Consider the following 15,144-nt stretch of genomic DNA (forward strand, 5'->3'; position numbering starts at 1 on the left):
CAATGATCTGCACCGTGCCGGTCGGCGCGAATTGCGCCAGCAGCACGGTGATCGCACCGAGCGGGAACAGCAGAACCAGCAGGTTCTCCACCGGAATTCTCGAACAGGCCAGCAGGGTCAGCGCGATCACCGCCGCAGCAATCAGGCTGGAGGCGCTGAAGAAATCCAGGCCCAGGCCGATCGGCGTCAACAGATGAGTCAGCAGGCTGGCGCCGTGGGCGACGACGGCGAGCACGCCGAGGCTGACCAGCAGGCGCTTGTTCGCCTTGGCGCCAGTGGCCAGACGGGTGCTTTGATACAGGGTCGCAGCGGCATACAGGAGGGCGGCGGCGAGGGTGGTCAGTAAGCTGGGTGACAAGGGGAGCATAAATCCTGATGGGCGGGCCCGAAAGACGCTGAGTTTGGCATAGAACCGCCGCGACACGAAAGACTCGGCAAGCTGACAGCGAGGTGTGCGCCGGGCGCAGTCTTCGCTATAATCCGCGACCTGCCCACGCCGCAGGCTCGCCGAGCACATGTTGATTCCGGTCTGGGCCGCCATTATCCCGGTCTGTACAGGGCCTGAAAGGATCGCGCAATGTTTGAAAACTTAACCGACCGTCTCTCGCAGACGCTGCGCCATGTCACCGGCAAGGCGAAGCTGACCGAGGACAACATCAAAGACACCCTGCGTGAAGTGCGCATGGCGTTGCTCGAAGCCGACGTCGCGCTGCCGGTGGTCAAGGACTTCGTCAATTCGGTCAAGGAACGCGCCGTCGGCACCGAGGTGTCGCGCAGCCTGACGCCGGGCCAGGCGTTCGTGAAGATCGTCCAGGCCGAACTCGAAAGCCTGATGGGCGCCGCCAACGAAGACCTGAACCTGAGCGCCGTGCCGCCAGCAGTCATTCTGATGGCCGGTCTGCAGGGTGCCGGTAAAACCACTACCGCCGGCAAGCTCGCGCGCTTCCTTAAGGAGCGCAAGAAGAAGTCGGTCATGGTCGTGTCGGCGGACGTTTACCGTCCTGCGGCGATCAAGCAGCTGGAAACCCTGGCCAACGATATCGGCGTGACGTTCTTTCCCTCCGACCTGAGTCAGAAGCCGGTCGACATCGCCAGCGCCGCTATTAAAGAAGCCAAACTGAAATTCATCGACGTGGTCATCGTCGATACCGCCGGTCGTCTGCACATCGACGAAGAGATGATGGGCGAGATCAAGGCGCTGCACGCGGCGATCAACCCGGTCGAAACGCTGTTCGTGGTCGATGCCATGACCGGCCAGGACGCCGCCAACACGGCCAAGGCATTCGGTGATGCGCTGCCGCTGACCGGCGTGATCCTGACCAAGGTCGACGGCGACGCCCGTGGCGGTGCTGCGCTGTCGGTACGCGCGATCACTGGCAAGCCGATCAAGTTCATCGGTATGGGCGAGAAGAGCGAAGCGCTCGATCCGTTCCATCCCGAGCGTATCGCCTCGCGCATCCTCGGCATGGGCGACGTGCTCAGCCTGATCGAACAGGCCGAAGCGACCCTCGACAAGGACAAGGCCGACAAACTGGCCAAGAAGCTGAAGAAGGGCAAGGGTTTCGACCTCGAAGACTTCCGCGATCAGCTGCAACAGATGAAGAACATGGGCGGCCTCGGCGGGCTCATGGACAAACTGCCGAGCATCGGCGGCGTCAACCTGTCGCAGATGGGCAATGCCCAGAACGCCGCTGAGAAGCAGTTCAAACAGATGGAAGCCATCATCAACTCGATGACCCCGGCCGAGCGCCGCGATCCAGAGCTGATCAGTGGTTCGCGCAAGCGCCGCATCGCCATGGGTTCCGGCACTCAGGTGCAGGACATCGGCCGCTTGATCAAGCAGCACAAGCAGATGCAGAAGATGATGAAGAAATTCTCCGCCAAGGGCGGAATGGCGAAAATGATGCGCGGCATGGGCGGAATGTTGCCCGGCGGCGGCATGCCGAAAATGTGAGACAGGACACCAAGACTTCGCCGGTCGTCGCACCGGCGCAGACCCTGCAAGGACGCAGGATCAACAGCAAACCCGCACTCGGCGGGAGCTGACTGGCCGTTTTCATCGACGGCTCTCCATGCAAATCTGCACGGCATGCCACAGGCGCCGGAAAAAGTCATTTGCAAAAGTCCGGATATTCCTTAGAATATGCGGCCTTTCGGGCACCCATGCCCGCTGTGCATTTAGATTTGCAGCACCGACTACAGGAACGATGTTCACATGCTAACAATCCGTCTTGCCCTTGGCGGCTCCAAAAAGCGCCCGTTTTACCACCTGACCGTAACCGACTCGCGTAACCCGCGTGACGGCTCCCACAAAGAACAGGTTGGCTTCTTCAACCCTGTTGCCCGTGGTCAGGAAGTTCGTCTGTCCGTGAACCAAGAGCGCGTAGCCTACTGGCTGAGCGTTGGTGCACAGCCTTCTGAGCGCGTTGCTCAGTTGTTGAAGGAATCTGCCAAGGCTGCGGCCTGAGCAATATGAACGCGACGCCTGCTGTTGCCGATGATTTGATCGTTATTGGCAAAATTTATTCTGTTCATGGCGTTCGCGGCGAAGTGAAGGTGTATTCCTTTACTGATCCGACTGAAAACCTGTTGCAGTACAAAACCTGGACGCTCAAGCGCGAAGGCAATGTCAAACAGGTCGAGCTGGTCAGTGGACGCGGGAGCGACAAGTTCCTGGTCGCCAAGCTCAAGGGTCTTGATGATCGTGAAGAAGCTCGTCTTCTCGCCGGTTACGAGATCTGCGTGCCGCGCAACCTGTTCGCTGAATTGACCGAAGGCGAGTACTACTGGTACCAGCTGGAAGGTCTGAAGGTCATCGACACCCTTGGGCAATTGCTCGGGAAAATCGATCATCTTCTGGAAACCGGCGCCAATGATGTAATGGTCGTCAAGCCTTGCGCTGGCAGCCTGGATGATCGCGAACGCCTGTTGCCGTATACCGGGCAATGCGTGTTGGCCGTCGACCTGGCCGCGGGCGAGATGAAGGTGGATTGGGACGCGGACTTCTGACGTGGCTAACTTGCGCGTTGAAGTGATCAGTTTGTTTCCCGAGATGTTTTCCGCCATTGGCGATTACGGCATCACCAGTCGTGCGGTCAAACAGGGGCTTTTACAGCTGACCTGTTGGAATCCGCGAGATTACACGACGGATCGGCATCACACTGTGGACGATCGCCCGTTTGGCGGTGGTCCGGGCATGGTGATGAAGATCAAGCCCCTGGAAGATGCTCTGGTTCAGGCCAAGGCAGCAGCCGGGGAGGCGGCGAAGGTGATTTACCTGTCCCCCCAAGGCCGTCAGCTGACTCAGTCGGCGGTACGCGAGCTGGCACAATCGGATGCATTGATCCTGATTGCCGGCCGCTATGAAGGCATTGACGAGCGCTTTATTGAGGCTCATGTCGATGAAGAGTGGTCGATTGGCGACTATGTACTGTCTGGCGGCGAGCTGCCGGCCATGGTCCTGATCGATGCGGTTACACGACTGCTGCCTGGAGCTTTAGGGCATGCGGATTCCGCTGAGGAAGATTCCTTTACGGATGGTCTGCTGGATTGCCCGCACTACACCCGACCGGAGGTGTATGCGGATCAGCGTGTTCCCGACGTGTTGCTGAGTGGCAATCACGCGCATATCCGGCGTTGGCGTTTACAGCAGTCCCTTGGTAGGACCTATGAACGACGCGCCGATCTTCTGGAAAGCCGCTCGCTTTCTGGAGAAGAGAAGAAGCTGCTCGAGGAATACATCCGCGAGCGGGACGATAGTTAACAACGTATCGATGGTAGATCGAACGATTTACCTTAGGAGCACAGCATGACCAACAAAATCATCCTTGCACTCGAAGCAGAGCAGATGACCAAAGAAATCCCTACCTTTGCCCCGGGCGACACCATTGTCGTTCAGGTGAAAGTGAAGGAAGGCGATCGTTCCCGTCTGCAAGCGTTCGAAGGCGTTGTCATCGCCAAGCGTAACCGCGGCGTGAACAGTGCGTTCACCGTTCGTAAAATCTCCAACGGTGTTGGCGTAGAACGTACTTTCCAGACTTACTCGCCGCAAATCGACAGCATGGCTGTCAAGCGTCGCGGTGACGTACGTAAAGCCAAGCTGTACTACCTGCGCGACCTGTCGGGTAAAGCAGCTCGCATCAAGGAAAAACTGGCTTAAGTCCAGCTTCCGATGCAGAAAAAAGCAGCCTTCGGGCTGCTTTTTTGTTGCCTGCGTTTTGTGCCTGGAAAGCTTTGAACAAAACCGAGTCGCGGCCTTCGCGAGCAGGCTCGCTCCCACAGAGGAGCGCGTTCCAAATGGGGAGGGTTGCTCCCGCAGGAATATGCATTCCAAATGTGTGCGAGCCTGCTCGCGATTCGATCTGTCAGGCGCTGGAAACTTCCGGTTGAATCAACGCCAGCAACGTCCACCCCGCCCCTGGCTTCAATGTCGTTTCCGGCGTCACCACATGCACCCAGCCACTGTCATCGCGCATGAACAGCAAGGTGGCTCGATTGCGGTGCAGCGCGCGGTAGTCCTCCCAGTCGAAGCCGTCCGTCAACGTTGTGCTGTATAGCTCGGCACCCTGGCCCATTTGCCCGGCCAGTTTCGAATAGGTCAGCGCGTCACTGCCCAATTGGTTGCCGCGATGTTCCAGACTCGCCCGATGCTTGTCGCTGCGCCGGCTCTCATGCCCGCTGGCCAGACCAAACAAGCGCTGATGGCCGAAGTCATGACGAAAGCGCATCGCCGCCAATGTATTGAGTTCACCCGAGGGTGAGAGCGCCAGCAAATGCCCCAGCCCGACCAGATCCAGATGTGCATCGGCGTGCTGTGAGGCCGGGTTGCCGAAGTAGGTCGGCAGACCTTCCATACGCGCCGCACGAATGTTTTCCCAGCTCGAATCGGTCAGCAGTACGCGACTGCCCAGCTGCTGCAATGATTTGCCCAGTTCTCGCGCCGGGCCGTTGGCGCCGACGATCAGGAAGCCACTCGGTGCCGGCTCCGCGACGTTGAGCAGGCGTGCCAGCGGGCGCGCCGTCGCACTTTGCAGGACCACCGTGCCGATGATCACGGCGAAGGTCAGCGGCACCAGCAGCAGCGCGCCTTCATGCCCGGCCGCATCCAGGCGAATGGCGAAAATCGCTGACACCGCGGCCGCGACAATCCCGCGTGGTGCAATCCAGCACAGCAGCGCGCGTTCACGCCAGCTCAGGCTGGAGCCCGCCGTACTGAGCAGCACGTTCAACGGGCGAGCGACCAATTGGATCACCAGCAGCAGAATCAACACCAGCGGCCCCAGCCCGATCAGCGCATTCAAATCAAGCCGCGCCGCCAACAGGATGAACAATCCGGAAATCAGCAACACGCTGAGGTTTTCCTTGAAGTGCAGGATGTGCCGCACATCCACGCCTTTCATGTTCGCCAGCCACATGCCCATCAGCGTGACCGCCAGCAAACCGGACTCATGCATCACCGCGTTGGCGGCAATAAAGATCCCGAGCACCGCTGCCAGCGAGGCGAGGTTGTGTAGATATTCCGGAAGCCATTGTCGACGGATCACCGTGCCGAGCACCCAGCCGCCGACAATGCCGAACGCTGCGCCGCAGACAATCACCCCGCCGAAAGTGAACAGGCTCTGCTTGAGGCCGTGCCCTTCAACGCTGGCAATGATGAAGCTGTACACCACCACGGCGAGCAGCGCGCCGATCGGGTCAATGACGATGCCTTCCCAGCGCAGAATATTGGCGATCGAGGCTTTCGGCCGCACCACCCGCAGCATCGGTACGATCACCGTCGGGCCGGTGACCAGCGTTAGGCTGCCGAACAGGATCGCCAGCATCCAGTCGAAACCGAGCAGAAAATGCGTGGCGACGGCGATGACGATCCAGGTCGAAATCGCCCCGACCGTGACCAGTCGGTGGACGACGCTGCCGACCTCTTTCCACTCCGATAGATGCAGAGTCAGGCTGCCCTCGAACAGAATCAGCGCGACCGCCAGCGACACCAGTGGCATCAGCAACGGGCCGAACATTTCCTGCGGATCCAGCCAGCCGAGCACCGGGCCGACGAGGATGCCGGTCAACAGCAGAAACAGAATCGCTGGCAACTTCAGGCGCCAGGCCAACCATTGGCAACCGAGCGCTGCCGCGCCAATCCCGCCAAATGCCAATAGAATTTGCTGCTCGTTCATTGATGCTCCCTGTTCCTTGATCTGGCTGGCTATGAAAGACTAGCGGCCATTCCCGACGTTCACTGTCTATTTGCGCGCAGTGTGAAAAACTGCCTGCCATGAGCACCCATGCCTGCCATCGACCACCCGCTGATTGACCAATTCCTCGACGCTTTATGGCTGGAAAAAGGCCTGTCGGATAACACCCGCGGCGCCTACCGCAGCGATCTGGCGCTGTTCAATGGCTGGCTGCAGGAGAAAAACCTCGAACTGATCAACGCCGGCCGCGAGCTGATTCTTGATCATTTGGCCTGGCGCCTGGAGCAGAACTACAAGCCGCGCTCCACCGCGAGATTTCTCTCCGGCGTGCGTGGCTTTTATCGCTATCTGCTGCGGGAAAAGCTGATCAGTGTCGACCCGACCTTGCGCATCGACATGCCGCAGCTGGGGCGGCCGTTGCCCAAGTCACTGTCCGAGGCCGACGTCGAAGCGCTGCTCAAGGCGCCGGACCTGAGCGAAGCCATCGGCCAGCGTGATCGCGCCATGCTCGAAGTCCTGTATGCCTGCGGCTTGCGCGTGACCGAACTGGTCAGCCTGACGCTGGAGCAGGTCAACCTGCGCCAGGGTGTGCTGCGGGTGATGGGCAAGGGCAGCAAGGAACGGCTGGTGCCGATGGGCGAGGAGGCGATTGTCTGGGTTGAGCGCTATATGCGCGACGGACGTGGCGAACTGCTCAGCGGGCGGCCCAGCGATGTGCTGTTCCCCAGTCAGCGTGGCGAACAGATGACCCGTCAGACCTTCTGGCACCGGATCAAACATCAGGCCAAAGTTGCCGGGATCAATAAATCGCTGTCACCGCACACCCTGCGTCACGCGTTTGCCACGCACTTGCTCAATCACGGCGCGGATTTGCGCGTGGTGCAGATGTTGCTCGGGCATAGCGACTTGTCCACAACGCAGATCTACACCCATGTCGCGCGCGCACGTTTGCAGGACCTGCACGCCAAACACCACCCGCGCGGCTGAACAACAATCCCCTGTAGGCCTTCGCCTGCTCGCGATAGCGGTGTGTCAGTCCCCGTTGCATTATCAGGACTACCGCTATCGCGAGCAGGCTCACTCCTACAGATTCTTCAGTGCTCTCGAAATCCATGGCGACCGGCGCATTCGGCCACCGTGACCTTATGTGTTAGGCTTTGCCGGTTTGCACGATGGGCGGTTATGACCCGGTGTTCCGGCACGGGCGTTCTGATCGTTCCATTTGTCCGCCTTCAGGAGTTCTCATGCGTCTGACCCAGATTTTCGCCGCCGCAGCCCTTGCGTTGGTCAGCACCTTTGCCGCCGCCGATGACGCGGCCGATAAAGCCATTCGTCAAAGCCTGGAAAAACTCGAGCTCGAGGTTCCGGTCGAAAGCATCAGCGCCAGCCCGCTGCCGGGCATGTACGAAGTCAAGCTCCAGGGCAGCCGCGTGCTCTACGCCAGTGCCGATGGCCAGTACATCGTTCAGGGCAATCTCTACCAACTGGCGAACGGCAAACCGGTCAACCTGACCGAGAAGACCGAACGCCTGGGCATCTCCAAGCTGATCAATGCCATTCCGGTGGCCGAGACCGTGGTTTATCCGGCGGTCGGCGAAACCAAGTCGCACATCACCGTGTTCACCGATACCACCTGCCCGTACTGCCACAAGCTGCACGCCGAAGTGCCGGAGCTGAACAAGCGCGGCATCGAAGTGCGTTACGTGGCGTTCCCGCGTCAGGGCCTGAATTCCCCAGGCGATGAACAGCTGCAAGCGGTGTGGTGCTCGAAAGACAAGAAAGCCGCCATGGACAAAATGGTCGATGGCAAGGAAATCAAGGCCGCCAAGTGCGATAACCCGGTTTCCAGACAGTTCGCCCTTGGTCAATCGATCGGCGTGAACGGCACACCGGCCATCGTTTTGGCCGACGGGCAAGTCATTCCGGGCTACCAGCCTGCGCCACAAGTCGCCAAACTGGCGCTGGGCGCGAAGTAATTCGCATCGTCACGGTCCGCCGCTGACGATCATGGTCCGGCAGCCATATCGCCGGGCCATCAATAGAGAGCCGCGAGCACGCGGTTGTTTTCCGGCCGACCCTGCGTCGGCCGTTTTATGGGGAGTTCACAGTGAATCCGGTCAAAGTAGGCATCTGTGGGTTAGGGACCGTCGGTGGCGGTACCTTCAACGTACTTCAGCGCAACGCCGAGGAAATTGCTCGTCGTGCCGGGCGTGGGATCGAAGTGGCACAAATTGCCATGCGCACGCCAAAGCCTCAGTTCCAGACGACCGGTATTGCGATTACCAACGATGTCTTCGAAGTGGCCACGAACCCTGAGATCGACATCGTCATAGAGCTGATGGGCGGCTACACCGTTGCCCGCGAGCTGGTACTCAAGGCCATCGAGAATGGCAAGCATGTGGTCACCGCGAACAAGGCGCTGATAGCCGTTCACGGTAATGAAATTTTCGCCAAGGCACGCGAGAAAGGCGTGATCGTGGCATTCGAAGCAGCGGTGGCCGGGGGTATTCCGGTGATCAAGGCGATTCGTGAGGGCCTGTCGGCCAACCGCATCAACTGGGTCGCGGGGATCATAAACGGCACCGGCAACTTCATCCTCACCGAAATGCGCGAGAAGGGCCGTACGTTCGAAGACGTGCTGGCCGAAGCGCAGGCGCTGGGTTATGCCGAAGCCGATCCGACCTTCGACGTCGAAGGCATCGATGCGGCGCACAAGCTGACCATCCTGGCCTCGATCGCGTTCGGTATTCCGCTGCAGTTCGACAAGGCGTACACCGAAGGCATCACCAAACTGACCACCGCTGACGTGAATTACGCCGAAGCGCTGGGCTACCGCATCAAGCACCTGGGCGTAGCGCGCAGCACCGCTGCCGGTATCGAGTTGCGCGTACACCCGACGCTGATCCCGGCCGATCGCCTGATCGCCAACGTCAACGGTGTGATGAACGCGGTGATGGTCAACGGTGACGCGGCCGGTTCGACGCTGTTCTACGGCGCTGGCGCCGGCATGGAGCCAACCGCTTCGTCGGTGATCGCCGATCTGGTCGACGTAGTGCGTGCGATGACCTCCGACCCGGAAAACCGCGTACCGCACCTGGCCTTCCAGCCGGACTCGCTGTCGGCGCATCCGATCCTGCCGATCGAAGCCTGCGAAAGCGCTTATTACCTGCGCATTCAGGCCAAGGACCACCCGGGCGTTCTCGCTCAGGTGGCAAGCATCCTGTCGGAGCGCGGCATCAATATCGAATCGATCATGCAGAAGGAAGTCGAAGAGCATGACGGCCTGGTGCCGATGATCCTGCTGACTCACCGCGTGGTCGAGCAGCGCATCAACGATGCGATCGCCGCACTTGAAGCGCTCGCAGGCGTTGCCGGCCCGGTCGTACGAATCCGCGTCGAACATTTGAACTAAAAAAGCAGCGGCAAGCTTCGAGCTGCAAGCGGCAAGAGAGAAGCAGTCTGGCTTTTACTTGCGACTTGCAGCTAGCAGCTTGCAGCTCAAACCGAAGGTTTGAAAAAAATGCGATATATCAGTACTCGCGGCCAGGCACCCGCCCTGAATTTCGAAGAGGTTCTGCTGGCCGGTCTGGCCACGGACGGCGGTTTGTACGTCCCGGAAAACCTGCCACGTTTCACCCAGGAAGAAATCGCTTCCTGGGCTGGTCTGCCGTATCACGAGCTGGCCTTCCGGGTGATGCGTCCGTTCGTGACCGGCAGCATTCCCGACGCCGATTTCAAAAAGATTCTTGAAGAAACCTACGCGGTCTTCGCTCACAGCGCAGTGGCGCCGTTGCGTCAGCTCAACGGCAACGAATGGGTGATGGAGCTGTTCCACGGCCCGACCCTGGCGTTCAAGGACTTCGCCCTGCAACTGCTGGGTCGTCTGCTCGACTACGTGCTGGAAAAGCGCGGCGAGCGCGTGGTGATTGTCGGTGCCACCTCCGGTGATACCGGTTCGGCGGCCATCGAAGGCTGCAAGCATTGCGAAAACGTCGACATCTTCATCCTGCATCCCCACAACCGGGTTTCGGAAGTGCAGCGCCGGCAGATGACCACGATCGTTGGCGAGAACATCCACAACATCGCGATCGAAGGCAACTTCGATGACTGCCAGGAAATGGTCAAGAACAGCTTCGCCGACCAGAGCTTCCTCAAAGGCACGCGGCTGGTAGCGGTGAACTCGATCAACTGGGCGCGGATCATGGCCCAGATCGTCTACTACTTCCACGCCTCGCTGCAGTTGGGCGGGCCGGCGCGTTCGGTGTCGTTCTCGGTGCCGACCGGCAACTTCGGCGACATTTTCGCCGGTTACCTGGCGCGCAACATGGGCCTGCCGATCAACCAGTTGATCGTCGCCACCAACCGCAACGACATCCTGCACCGCTTCATGAGCGGCAACCAGTACGTCAAGGAAACCCTGCACGCCACGCTGTCGCCGTCGATGGACATCATGGTCTCGTCGAACTTCGAACGCTTGCTGTTCGATCTGCACGGTCGCAACGGTGCAGCGATTGCCGGGTTGATGGACTCGTTCAAGCAGGGCGGCGGTTTCAGCGTTGAACAGGAGCGGTGGACCGAAGCGCGCAAACTGTTCGATTCGCTGGCGGTGGACGATGCGCAAACCTGCGAGACCATCGCCGAAGTCTATGCGCAGACTGGTGAGGTGCTGGATCCGCACACCGCGATCGGCGTCAAGGCCGCGCGCGAATGCCGTCGCAGCCTGGACATCCCGATGGTGATTCTCGGCACTGCGCACCCGGTGAAATTCCCGGATGCAGTAGAGAAAGCCGGTGTAGGAAAAGCGCTCGAACTACCTGCACATCTTTCTGATTTGTTTGAGCGAAACGAGCGCTGCACCGTTTTGCCGAACGAGCTGAAAGCCGTACAGGCCTTTGTCAGCCAGCATGGCAACCGCGGCAAGCCACTATAAGCCCATAAAAGCTGTCACATTTTGAAGCCCGTCTCCTGACGGGCTTTTTTGTTTTCGCTGCCACACTGCCCGGGTTTTCACCCACGCAGGACGGGTGAGTCGATCACGAAGGAAGTGGCAATGCTGTTTGATAGAGGTTTGAAACCGGCACTGGTTGGGGTGTTGTTGTGCGGATTGCTGGGGTTGATGCGTTGCAGCGTGGCGGCGCAACTGGCGCTGCACGGCGATGCCGCGACGCACAACGTACAGCCCGTCGAACTGGCTGCACACGAGCGCGAGTGGATTCGCGACAATCCCACGGTGACCGTGGCGTCATTGCAATACCCGCTGTACCTGTTCCAGGACGAGCACGGGCAGTGGAGCGGTTTGAACAATGATGTGCTCAAGCGGGTGACGGCGATGACCGGGTTGCAGTTCGTGCACCAGGAATCGTTCTCCACCGATCACATGCTCGAGCGCCTGAAGAACGGTGCGGCGGACATCAGTACGACGTTGGCCATCAGCGAGGAGCGCAAGGCATTTCTCGATTACAGCCACGCCTTTGGTGGGGCGGGGTGGGTGTTTGTCGGGCGTGCCGACGCGCCGCGGCTGGAATCTTTCGAGCAACTGGCCGGACGCAGGCTGGTGCTGCCGGCCCGGCATGCCCTGGAGGACACGATAAGACGCGACTTCCCGTCCATCGTGATTCATTCGGTCAAGACCTACGCCGAGGCACGGGCGCTGGTCGAAAGCGGCGAAGCCTATGCCACCATCGAAAATGAAATCGGCGCGCAGCTTTATCCGTTGGGTCCGCTTAAGGTCGGCGGGCTGGTCGAGGGCAAGTGGGAGGCGGACAACCTCGCGGTGCGCAAGGGCATGCCCGTACTACTGGGGATTCTCAACAAGGCACTGGAAGCCTTTCCGCCTGCCGAGCTGCGCGCGATCCGCCTGAAATGGCTGGAGGGAGTAGCGCCGGCACCGGCACCGACTATCGGCCGGCAACTGCTTGAATGGGCTTGCTGGGTCATGGGCGGGCTCGGCGTGTTCGGCTTGCTGTCATTGGTATGGAATCGGCGGCTGAGGGCGGTGATCAAGCTGCGCCTGGCGGCAGAAAAGGATCTGGGCGATCAACTGGCGTTTCAGCATGCATTGATCGACGCCTTGCCTGACCCAGTGTTCGTCCGCGATCTGCACGGGCGACTGATCACCTGTAACCGCAGCTATGAAGAGGCGTTATCGGTGCGTCTGGATCAGGTCATCGGGCGCTTGCTGATCGAACTCGACACGCTGCCCGAAGCCACGGCGTTGATGCTCCATGAGGAGTTCATGCTGCAGTTGCGCACGCGCAAGTCGCGCTTCAGCAAACGCCGCTTGCAGTTCAATAACGGCCCGCGCGAGGTCTATCAATGGACCGTGCCGTTCTACAGCGCCGACGGTAAATTGCGCGGGTTGTTGGGCGGCTGGACGGACATCTCTCAGCGCCGGGCGGAGAGCGGGTGTCAGTGTCCGCAATGAAGATGGGAAATGTCCTATAAGACGCGGCTACTTTTCCGATGGGAGGCTTAGGACGGCTGGCCTAGAGTGAGAACCACTGCGGTGAGAGTCCGCGATTGTCGCTCCAGAGGTCGCCTATGCGCTCGCTTAAAGTCCTGATACTTGAACCCAATCCGTTCCAGCTGATGGCGTTGCACCAGATGCTCAATGCCGTCGGCATCTATGACGTCCTCACCGCACCGTCGCTGGCAGCGGCCTTGTCGTCGCTGGAGTACCGCGGTGCAGTCGACATCGCCATCTGCGATCCGCAACTCAAGGGCGGCGATGGCCTAGCGCTGATGCAGCATCTGGCGGCTCGCCAGCAAGCGCGTGCGGTGATTCTGCTGGGGACGGTTGCAGCGAGTCTGCTCAACGATCTCGAGCCGCTGCTGGACGAGCACGGCGTGCGTTTGTTGGGGCGCCTGCAGACGCCGGTATCGGCGGTGCTGATGCGAGGTTTGCTCGACAGTTATCTGAGCGCCGCTGCGGCGCCACTCGGCGTGTAAGGCTTACGGCAGTTTTTCTGTCATCTTCGCCGTGCATGCTCTGTCAGACCGGTGACCCTGCGATCTGGAGGCAATCGAAACGCAGAACTTTCTTCTCGGGCCGGTGGTCATTTATGGTGTACACGCCCCAGGCGCACAGTTTTCGGACTATTGAGTGGAGATCGAGATGGAAAGTATCAGTCTATTGCTCGGTGAGGCTCTGAGCCCGTATCAGGTTTCGTTGACCCCCAGCGGCCGTGATGGCCAATGCCTGGTGACGCTGAAGAACAGTCACGGCGCCATCGTGGTGGAGCGCGAATTCAATCAGGCGCAATTGACCGACAAGCGTCTGCTGACCGATGTCGTCGATGGTCTGCACCGCGATGTGCTGATCGCTGAAGGCCGGCTTGAACCCTGCGTGATCGCGGCCTTGCGCAACGCCGCGCTGGACAAGCGGGCAGCGCTGTAAAGATGAAATATTTTTTGTGGGAACCTTCCTGCATCCCTGTCAGTCAGACCCCATAACAGCAGGATCAAGCATTGTGCTCCGGTGCTTGTCGCTTGCTGCTACGGGTCTTTATGTAGGCCACGTTTAACCCCGAGTTGTCTCCCCACTTCTCGGGGTTTCTTTTTGCCCGCGATTGTTCATTGCGCGGCCTGGTGGTCGAAAAATACGCGGGCCTGTTGCAGATAGTCCGCCCGCCGCTCCGGGTCGAGCCAATCGGCGTACAGTTGATTGAGCGGTTCGTGGGGCAGGGTGCGCAGCAGACCGTCGATCTCGGCGATGGCCTGACGTCCCTCGGCGGAGTTGGAGCAAGCCACATGCCCCGAGAGATATTTCTGCGTACCGCGAATCGGGTAGAACGCCAGTTCATCCTCGGCAATCTGCGCCTGCGTGGCCTGATAGCGAATCTCCGGCCAATAACCGAGCACCACCTGCAAACGACCCAGACGCTGCATCGATAGCAGGTTGCTCAGCGCGTCGTTGCCGTAGTGTGGCGTCAAGGCGCCGCGCGGCGCCTGCTGCAAAAGGTTGTCGATGAACTCGCCATAGCTGCGTTCGGCGACGATGCCAACCTTCCGCTCAGGCGCCGCAAGCAAAGCCGCCAGATCAACTTCACCTTCCACCAGGTAGGGCGCGAGGACGCCGCGATCCTTTTTGCGCACCACCAGGCCGTTGCTCACGGCGCGGATCGCCGGTATCGAATAGACAATCCACTGCGCACGCTCCTTGCTCCACAGCAGCGCCGGATCGCAGGCAAACGAGTTTTCCTGAAGCATTTGCAAACCGCGGGCGCGATTGACCCGCAGCATTGTGTGCTCGTATTGCGGCATCCCGGCAATCAGTTGTGGCAGCAAGTGATCAATGACGCCCTGACCCTTTTTAGGGCCCTCGAAAATGGTCATCGGCGGCAGGTCGCGCAACAACCAGATCAGCGTCGGTTTTGCCTGCGCCGCGCCTGACAGAGTAAGGAGGCACAACAAGCCGAACAGCCGCCACGTCCACCCGGAATGCGTGCGGCTGGCAGGCGAGGGCAGCGGGCGCTTCAGGTTAAATGGCTCCGTCTTCGCGTAACCTGGCGATCTGCGTTTCGTCGTAGCCAAGGTCGTGGAGTACCTGCGTATTGTGCTCACCCAGTTGCGGTCCGACCCATTCGGAACTGCCGGGTGTCTCTGACAATTTCGGCACGATGCCGGGCATCTTGAAATCCTTGCCGTCGGGCAGTTTCGCATGCAAGAACATTTCTCGCGCCAGGTACTGCGGATCGCTGAACATGTCCTCGGCGCTGAAGATCCGGCTGGCCGGCACTTCGGCCTGATTGAGCAGGTCGAGAACGGTCTGCAGCGGCAGCGAATTGACCCAGCGATCGATCACGCCGTACAGCTCGTCGCGGCGGCTGTCACGGCCGTCGTTGCTGGCCAGTGCCGGGTCGTTAGCCAGGTCTTCGCGACCGATGATCAACATGAAGCGTTTGAAGATCGCATCGCCGTTGGCGCCAATCTGCACATGCTTGCCATCGGCGCT

The 15,144-nt window shown here is 60.0% G+C and carries 15 protein-coding genes and 1 pseudogene; 12 read left to right on the forward strand and 4 right to left on the reverse strand.

Annotated elements, in window-relative coordinates; genetic code table 11:
* Positions 1-367, reverse strand: a pseudogene (locus ACYYKW_RS25210) (inner membrane protein YpjD); the annotation flags it as partial.
* Between the two features lie 210 nt (positions 368-577).
* Here ACYYKW_RS25210 and ffh point away from each other — a divergent pair.
* From ffh to rplS, 5 genes are all read left to right on the forward strand, one after another.
* On the forward strand, positions 578-1,954 hold the full coding sequence (gene ffh / locus ACYYKW_RS25215; RefSeq protein ID WP_090281918.1) for a signal recognition particle protein: 1,377 nt from the start codon (positions 578-580) through the stop codon (positions 1,952-1,954).
* Between the two features lie 261 nt (positions 1,955-2,215).
* Positions 2,216-2,467: a 30S ribosomal protein S16 gene (rpsP, locus tag ACYYKW_RS25220; RefSeq protein WP_003198088.1), complete on the forward strand. Its 252-nt coding sequence runs from the start codon at positions 2,216-2,218 to the stop codon at positions 2,465-2,467.
* A gap of 5 nt (positions 2,468-2,472) precedes the next feature.
* Complete coding sequence (gene rimM, locus ACYYKW_RS25225; RefSeq protein WP_090281919.1) at positions 2,473-3,009, forward strand: ribosome maturation factor RimM; 537 nt, start codon at positions 2,473-2,475, stop codon at positions 3,007-3,009.
* A 43-nt stretch (positions 3,010-3,052) separates the two neighbouring features.
* The gene (trmD, locus tag ACYYKW_RS25230) at positions 3,053-3,763 is read left to right on the forward strand and encodes a tRNA (guanosine(37)-N1)-methyltransferase TrmD (protein WP_231988031.1); all 711 of its coding nucleotides are present in this window, start codon (positions 3,053-3,055) and stop codon (positions 3,761-3,763) included.
* Positions 3,764-3,808: 45 nt separating this feature from the next.
* Positions 3,809-4,159: a 50S ribosomal protein L19 gene (gene rplS / locus ACYYKW_RS25235; protein WP_003175895.1), complete on the forward strand. Its 351-nt coding sequence runs from the start codon at positions 3,809-3,811 to the stop codon at positions 4,157-4,159.
* 205 nt (positions 4,160-4,364) lie between these two features.
* Here rplS and ACYYKW_RS25240 read toward each other — a convergent pair whose 3' ends face one another.
* Positions 4,365-6,173 carry a cation:proton antiporter gene (locus ACYYKW_RS25240; protein WP_464991463.1) on the reverse strand — a complete coding sequence of 603 codons (1,809 nt, stop codon included), beginning with the start codon at positions 6,171-6,173 and terminating at the stop codon, positions 4,365-4,367.
* A 108-nt stretch (positions 6,174-6,281) separates the two neighbouring features.
* Here ACYYKW_RS25240 and xerD point away from each other — a divergent pair, with 108 nt between their 5' ends.
* The 7 genes from xerD to ACYYKW_RS25275 all read left to right on the forward strand — a co-directional run bounded on the left by xerD (position 6,282) and on the right by ACYYKW_RS25275 (position 13,587).
* Positions 6,282-7,178, forward strand: a complete 897-nt coding sequence (xerD, locus tag ACYYKW_RS25245) for a site-specific tyrosine recombinase XerD (RefSeq protein WP_093104423.1) — start codon at positions 6,282-6,284, stop codon at positions 7,176-7,178.
* Positions 7,179-7,435: 257 nt separating this feature from the next.
* Positions 7,436-8,167: a bifunctional protein-disulfide isomerase/oxidoreductase DsbC gene (gene dsbC, locus ACYYKW_RS25250; protein ID WP_208938606.1), complete on the forward strand. Its 732-nt coding sequence runs from the start codon at positions 7,436-7,438 to the stop codon at positions 8,165-8,167.
* A gap of 131 nt (positions 8,168-8,298) precedes the next feature.
* Positions 8,299-9,603 carry a homoserine dehydrogenase gene (locus tag ACYYKW_RS25255; protein ID WP_464991464.1) on the forward strand — a complete coding sequence of 435 codons (1,305 nt, stop codon included), beginning with the start codon at positions 8,299-8,301 and terminating at the stop codon, positions 9,601-9,603.
* A 108-nt stretch (positions 9,604-9,711) separates the two neighbouring features.
* Complete coding sequence (thrC, locus tag ACYYKW_RS25260; RefSeq protein WP_090281925.1) at positions 9,712-11,121, forward strand: threonine synthase; 1,410 nt, start codon at positions 9,712-9,714, stop codon at positions 11,119-11,121.
* Positions 11,122-11,241: 120 nt separating this feature from the next.
* Entirely contained in the window at positions 11,242-12,615 is a 1,374-nt protein-coding gene (locus ACYYKW_RS25265; RefSeq protein ID WP_464991465.1) for a transporter substrate-binding domain-containing protein, read from the forward strand.
* Positions 12,616-12,731: 116 nt separating this feature from the next.
* The gene (locus ACYYKW_RS25270) at positions 12,732-13,139 is read left to right on the forward strand and encodes a response regulator (protein WP_093104415.1); all 408 of its coding nucleotides are present in this window, start codon (positions 12,732-12,734) and stop codon (positions 13,137-13,139) included.
* A gap of 166 nt (positions 13,140-13,305) precedes the next feature.
* Entirely contained in the window at positions 13,306-13,587 is a 282-nt protein-coding gene (locus ACYYKW_RS25275) for a DUF3509 domain-containing protein (RefSeq protein ID WP_093104412.1), read from the forward strand.
* Between the two features lie 176 nt (positions 13,588-13,763).
* Here ACYYKW_RS25275 and ACYYKW_RS25280 read toward each other — a convergent pair whose 3' ends face one another.
* Together ACYYKW_RS25280 and ACYYKW_RS25285 are read right to left on the reverse strand one after the other, a co-directional pair.
* The gene (locus ACYYKW_RS25280; protein ID WP_464991466.1) at positions 13,764-14,723 is read right to left on the reverse strand and encodes a TIGR02285 family protein; all 960 of its coding nucleotides are present in this window, start codon (positions 14,721-14,723) and stop codon (positions 13,764-13,766) included.
* Positions 14,671-15,144, reverse strand: a 474-nt coding sequence (locus ACYYKW_RS25285; protein ID WP_464991467.1) for a CoA transferase, incomplete at its 5' end; no start/stop codon positions are given. The genes ACYYKW_RS25280 and ACYYKW_RS25285, both read right to left, overlap by 53 nt.

The organism is Pseudomonas sp. 15C, assembly GCF_055484735.1.

Bases quoted from the DNA above. Each gene is read 5' to 3' on its own strand.
- dsbC (WP_208938606.1), top strand. From the start codon at position 7,436: ATGCGTCTGACCCAGATTTTCGCCGCCGCAGCCCTTGCGTTGGTCAGC.
- ffh (WP_090281918.1), top strand. From the start codon at position 578: ATGTTTGAAAACTTAACCGACCGTCTCTCGCAGACGCTGCGCCATGTC.
- rimM (WP_090281919.1), top strand. From the start codon at position 2,473: ATGAACGCGACGCCTGCTGTTGCCGATGATTTGATCGTTATTGGCAAA.
- ACYYKW_RS25240 (WP_464991463.1), bottom strand. From the start codon at position 6,173: ATGAACGAGCAGCAAATTCTATTGGCATTTGGCGGGATTGGCGCGGCA.
- rpsP (WP_003198088.1), top strand. From the start codon at position 2,216: ATGCTAACAATCCGTCTTGCCCTTGGCGGCTCCAAAAAGCGCCCGTTT.
- xerD (WP_093104423.1), top strand. From the start codon at position 6,282: ATGCCTGCCATCGACCACCCGCTGATTGACCAATTCCTCGACGCTTTA.
- thrC (WP_090281925.1), top strand. From the start codon at position 9,712: ATGCGATATATCAGTACTCGCGGCCAGGCACCCGCCCTGAATTTCGAA.
- ACYYKW_RS25275 (WP_093104412.1), top strand. From the start codon at position 13,306: ATGGAAAGTATCAGTCTATTGCTCGGTGAGGCTCTGAGCCCGTATCAG.
- rplS (WP_003175895.1), top strand. From the start codon at position 3,809: ATGACCAACAAAATCATCCTTGCACTCGAAGCAGAGCAGATGACCAAA.
- ACYYKW_RS25270 (WP_093104415.1), top strand. From the start codon at position 12,732: ATGCGCTCGCTTAAAGTCCTGATACTTGAACCCAATCCGTTCCAGCTG.
- ACYYKW_RS25265 (WP_464991465.1), top strand. From the start codon at position 11,242: ATGCTGTTTGATAGAGGTTTGAAACCGGCACTGGTTGGGGTGTTGTTG.
- trmD (WP_231988031.1), top strand. From the start codon at position 3,053: ATGTTTTCCGCCATTGGCGATTACGGCATCACCAGTCGTGCGGTCAAA.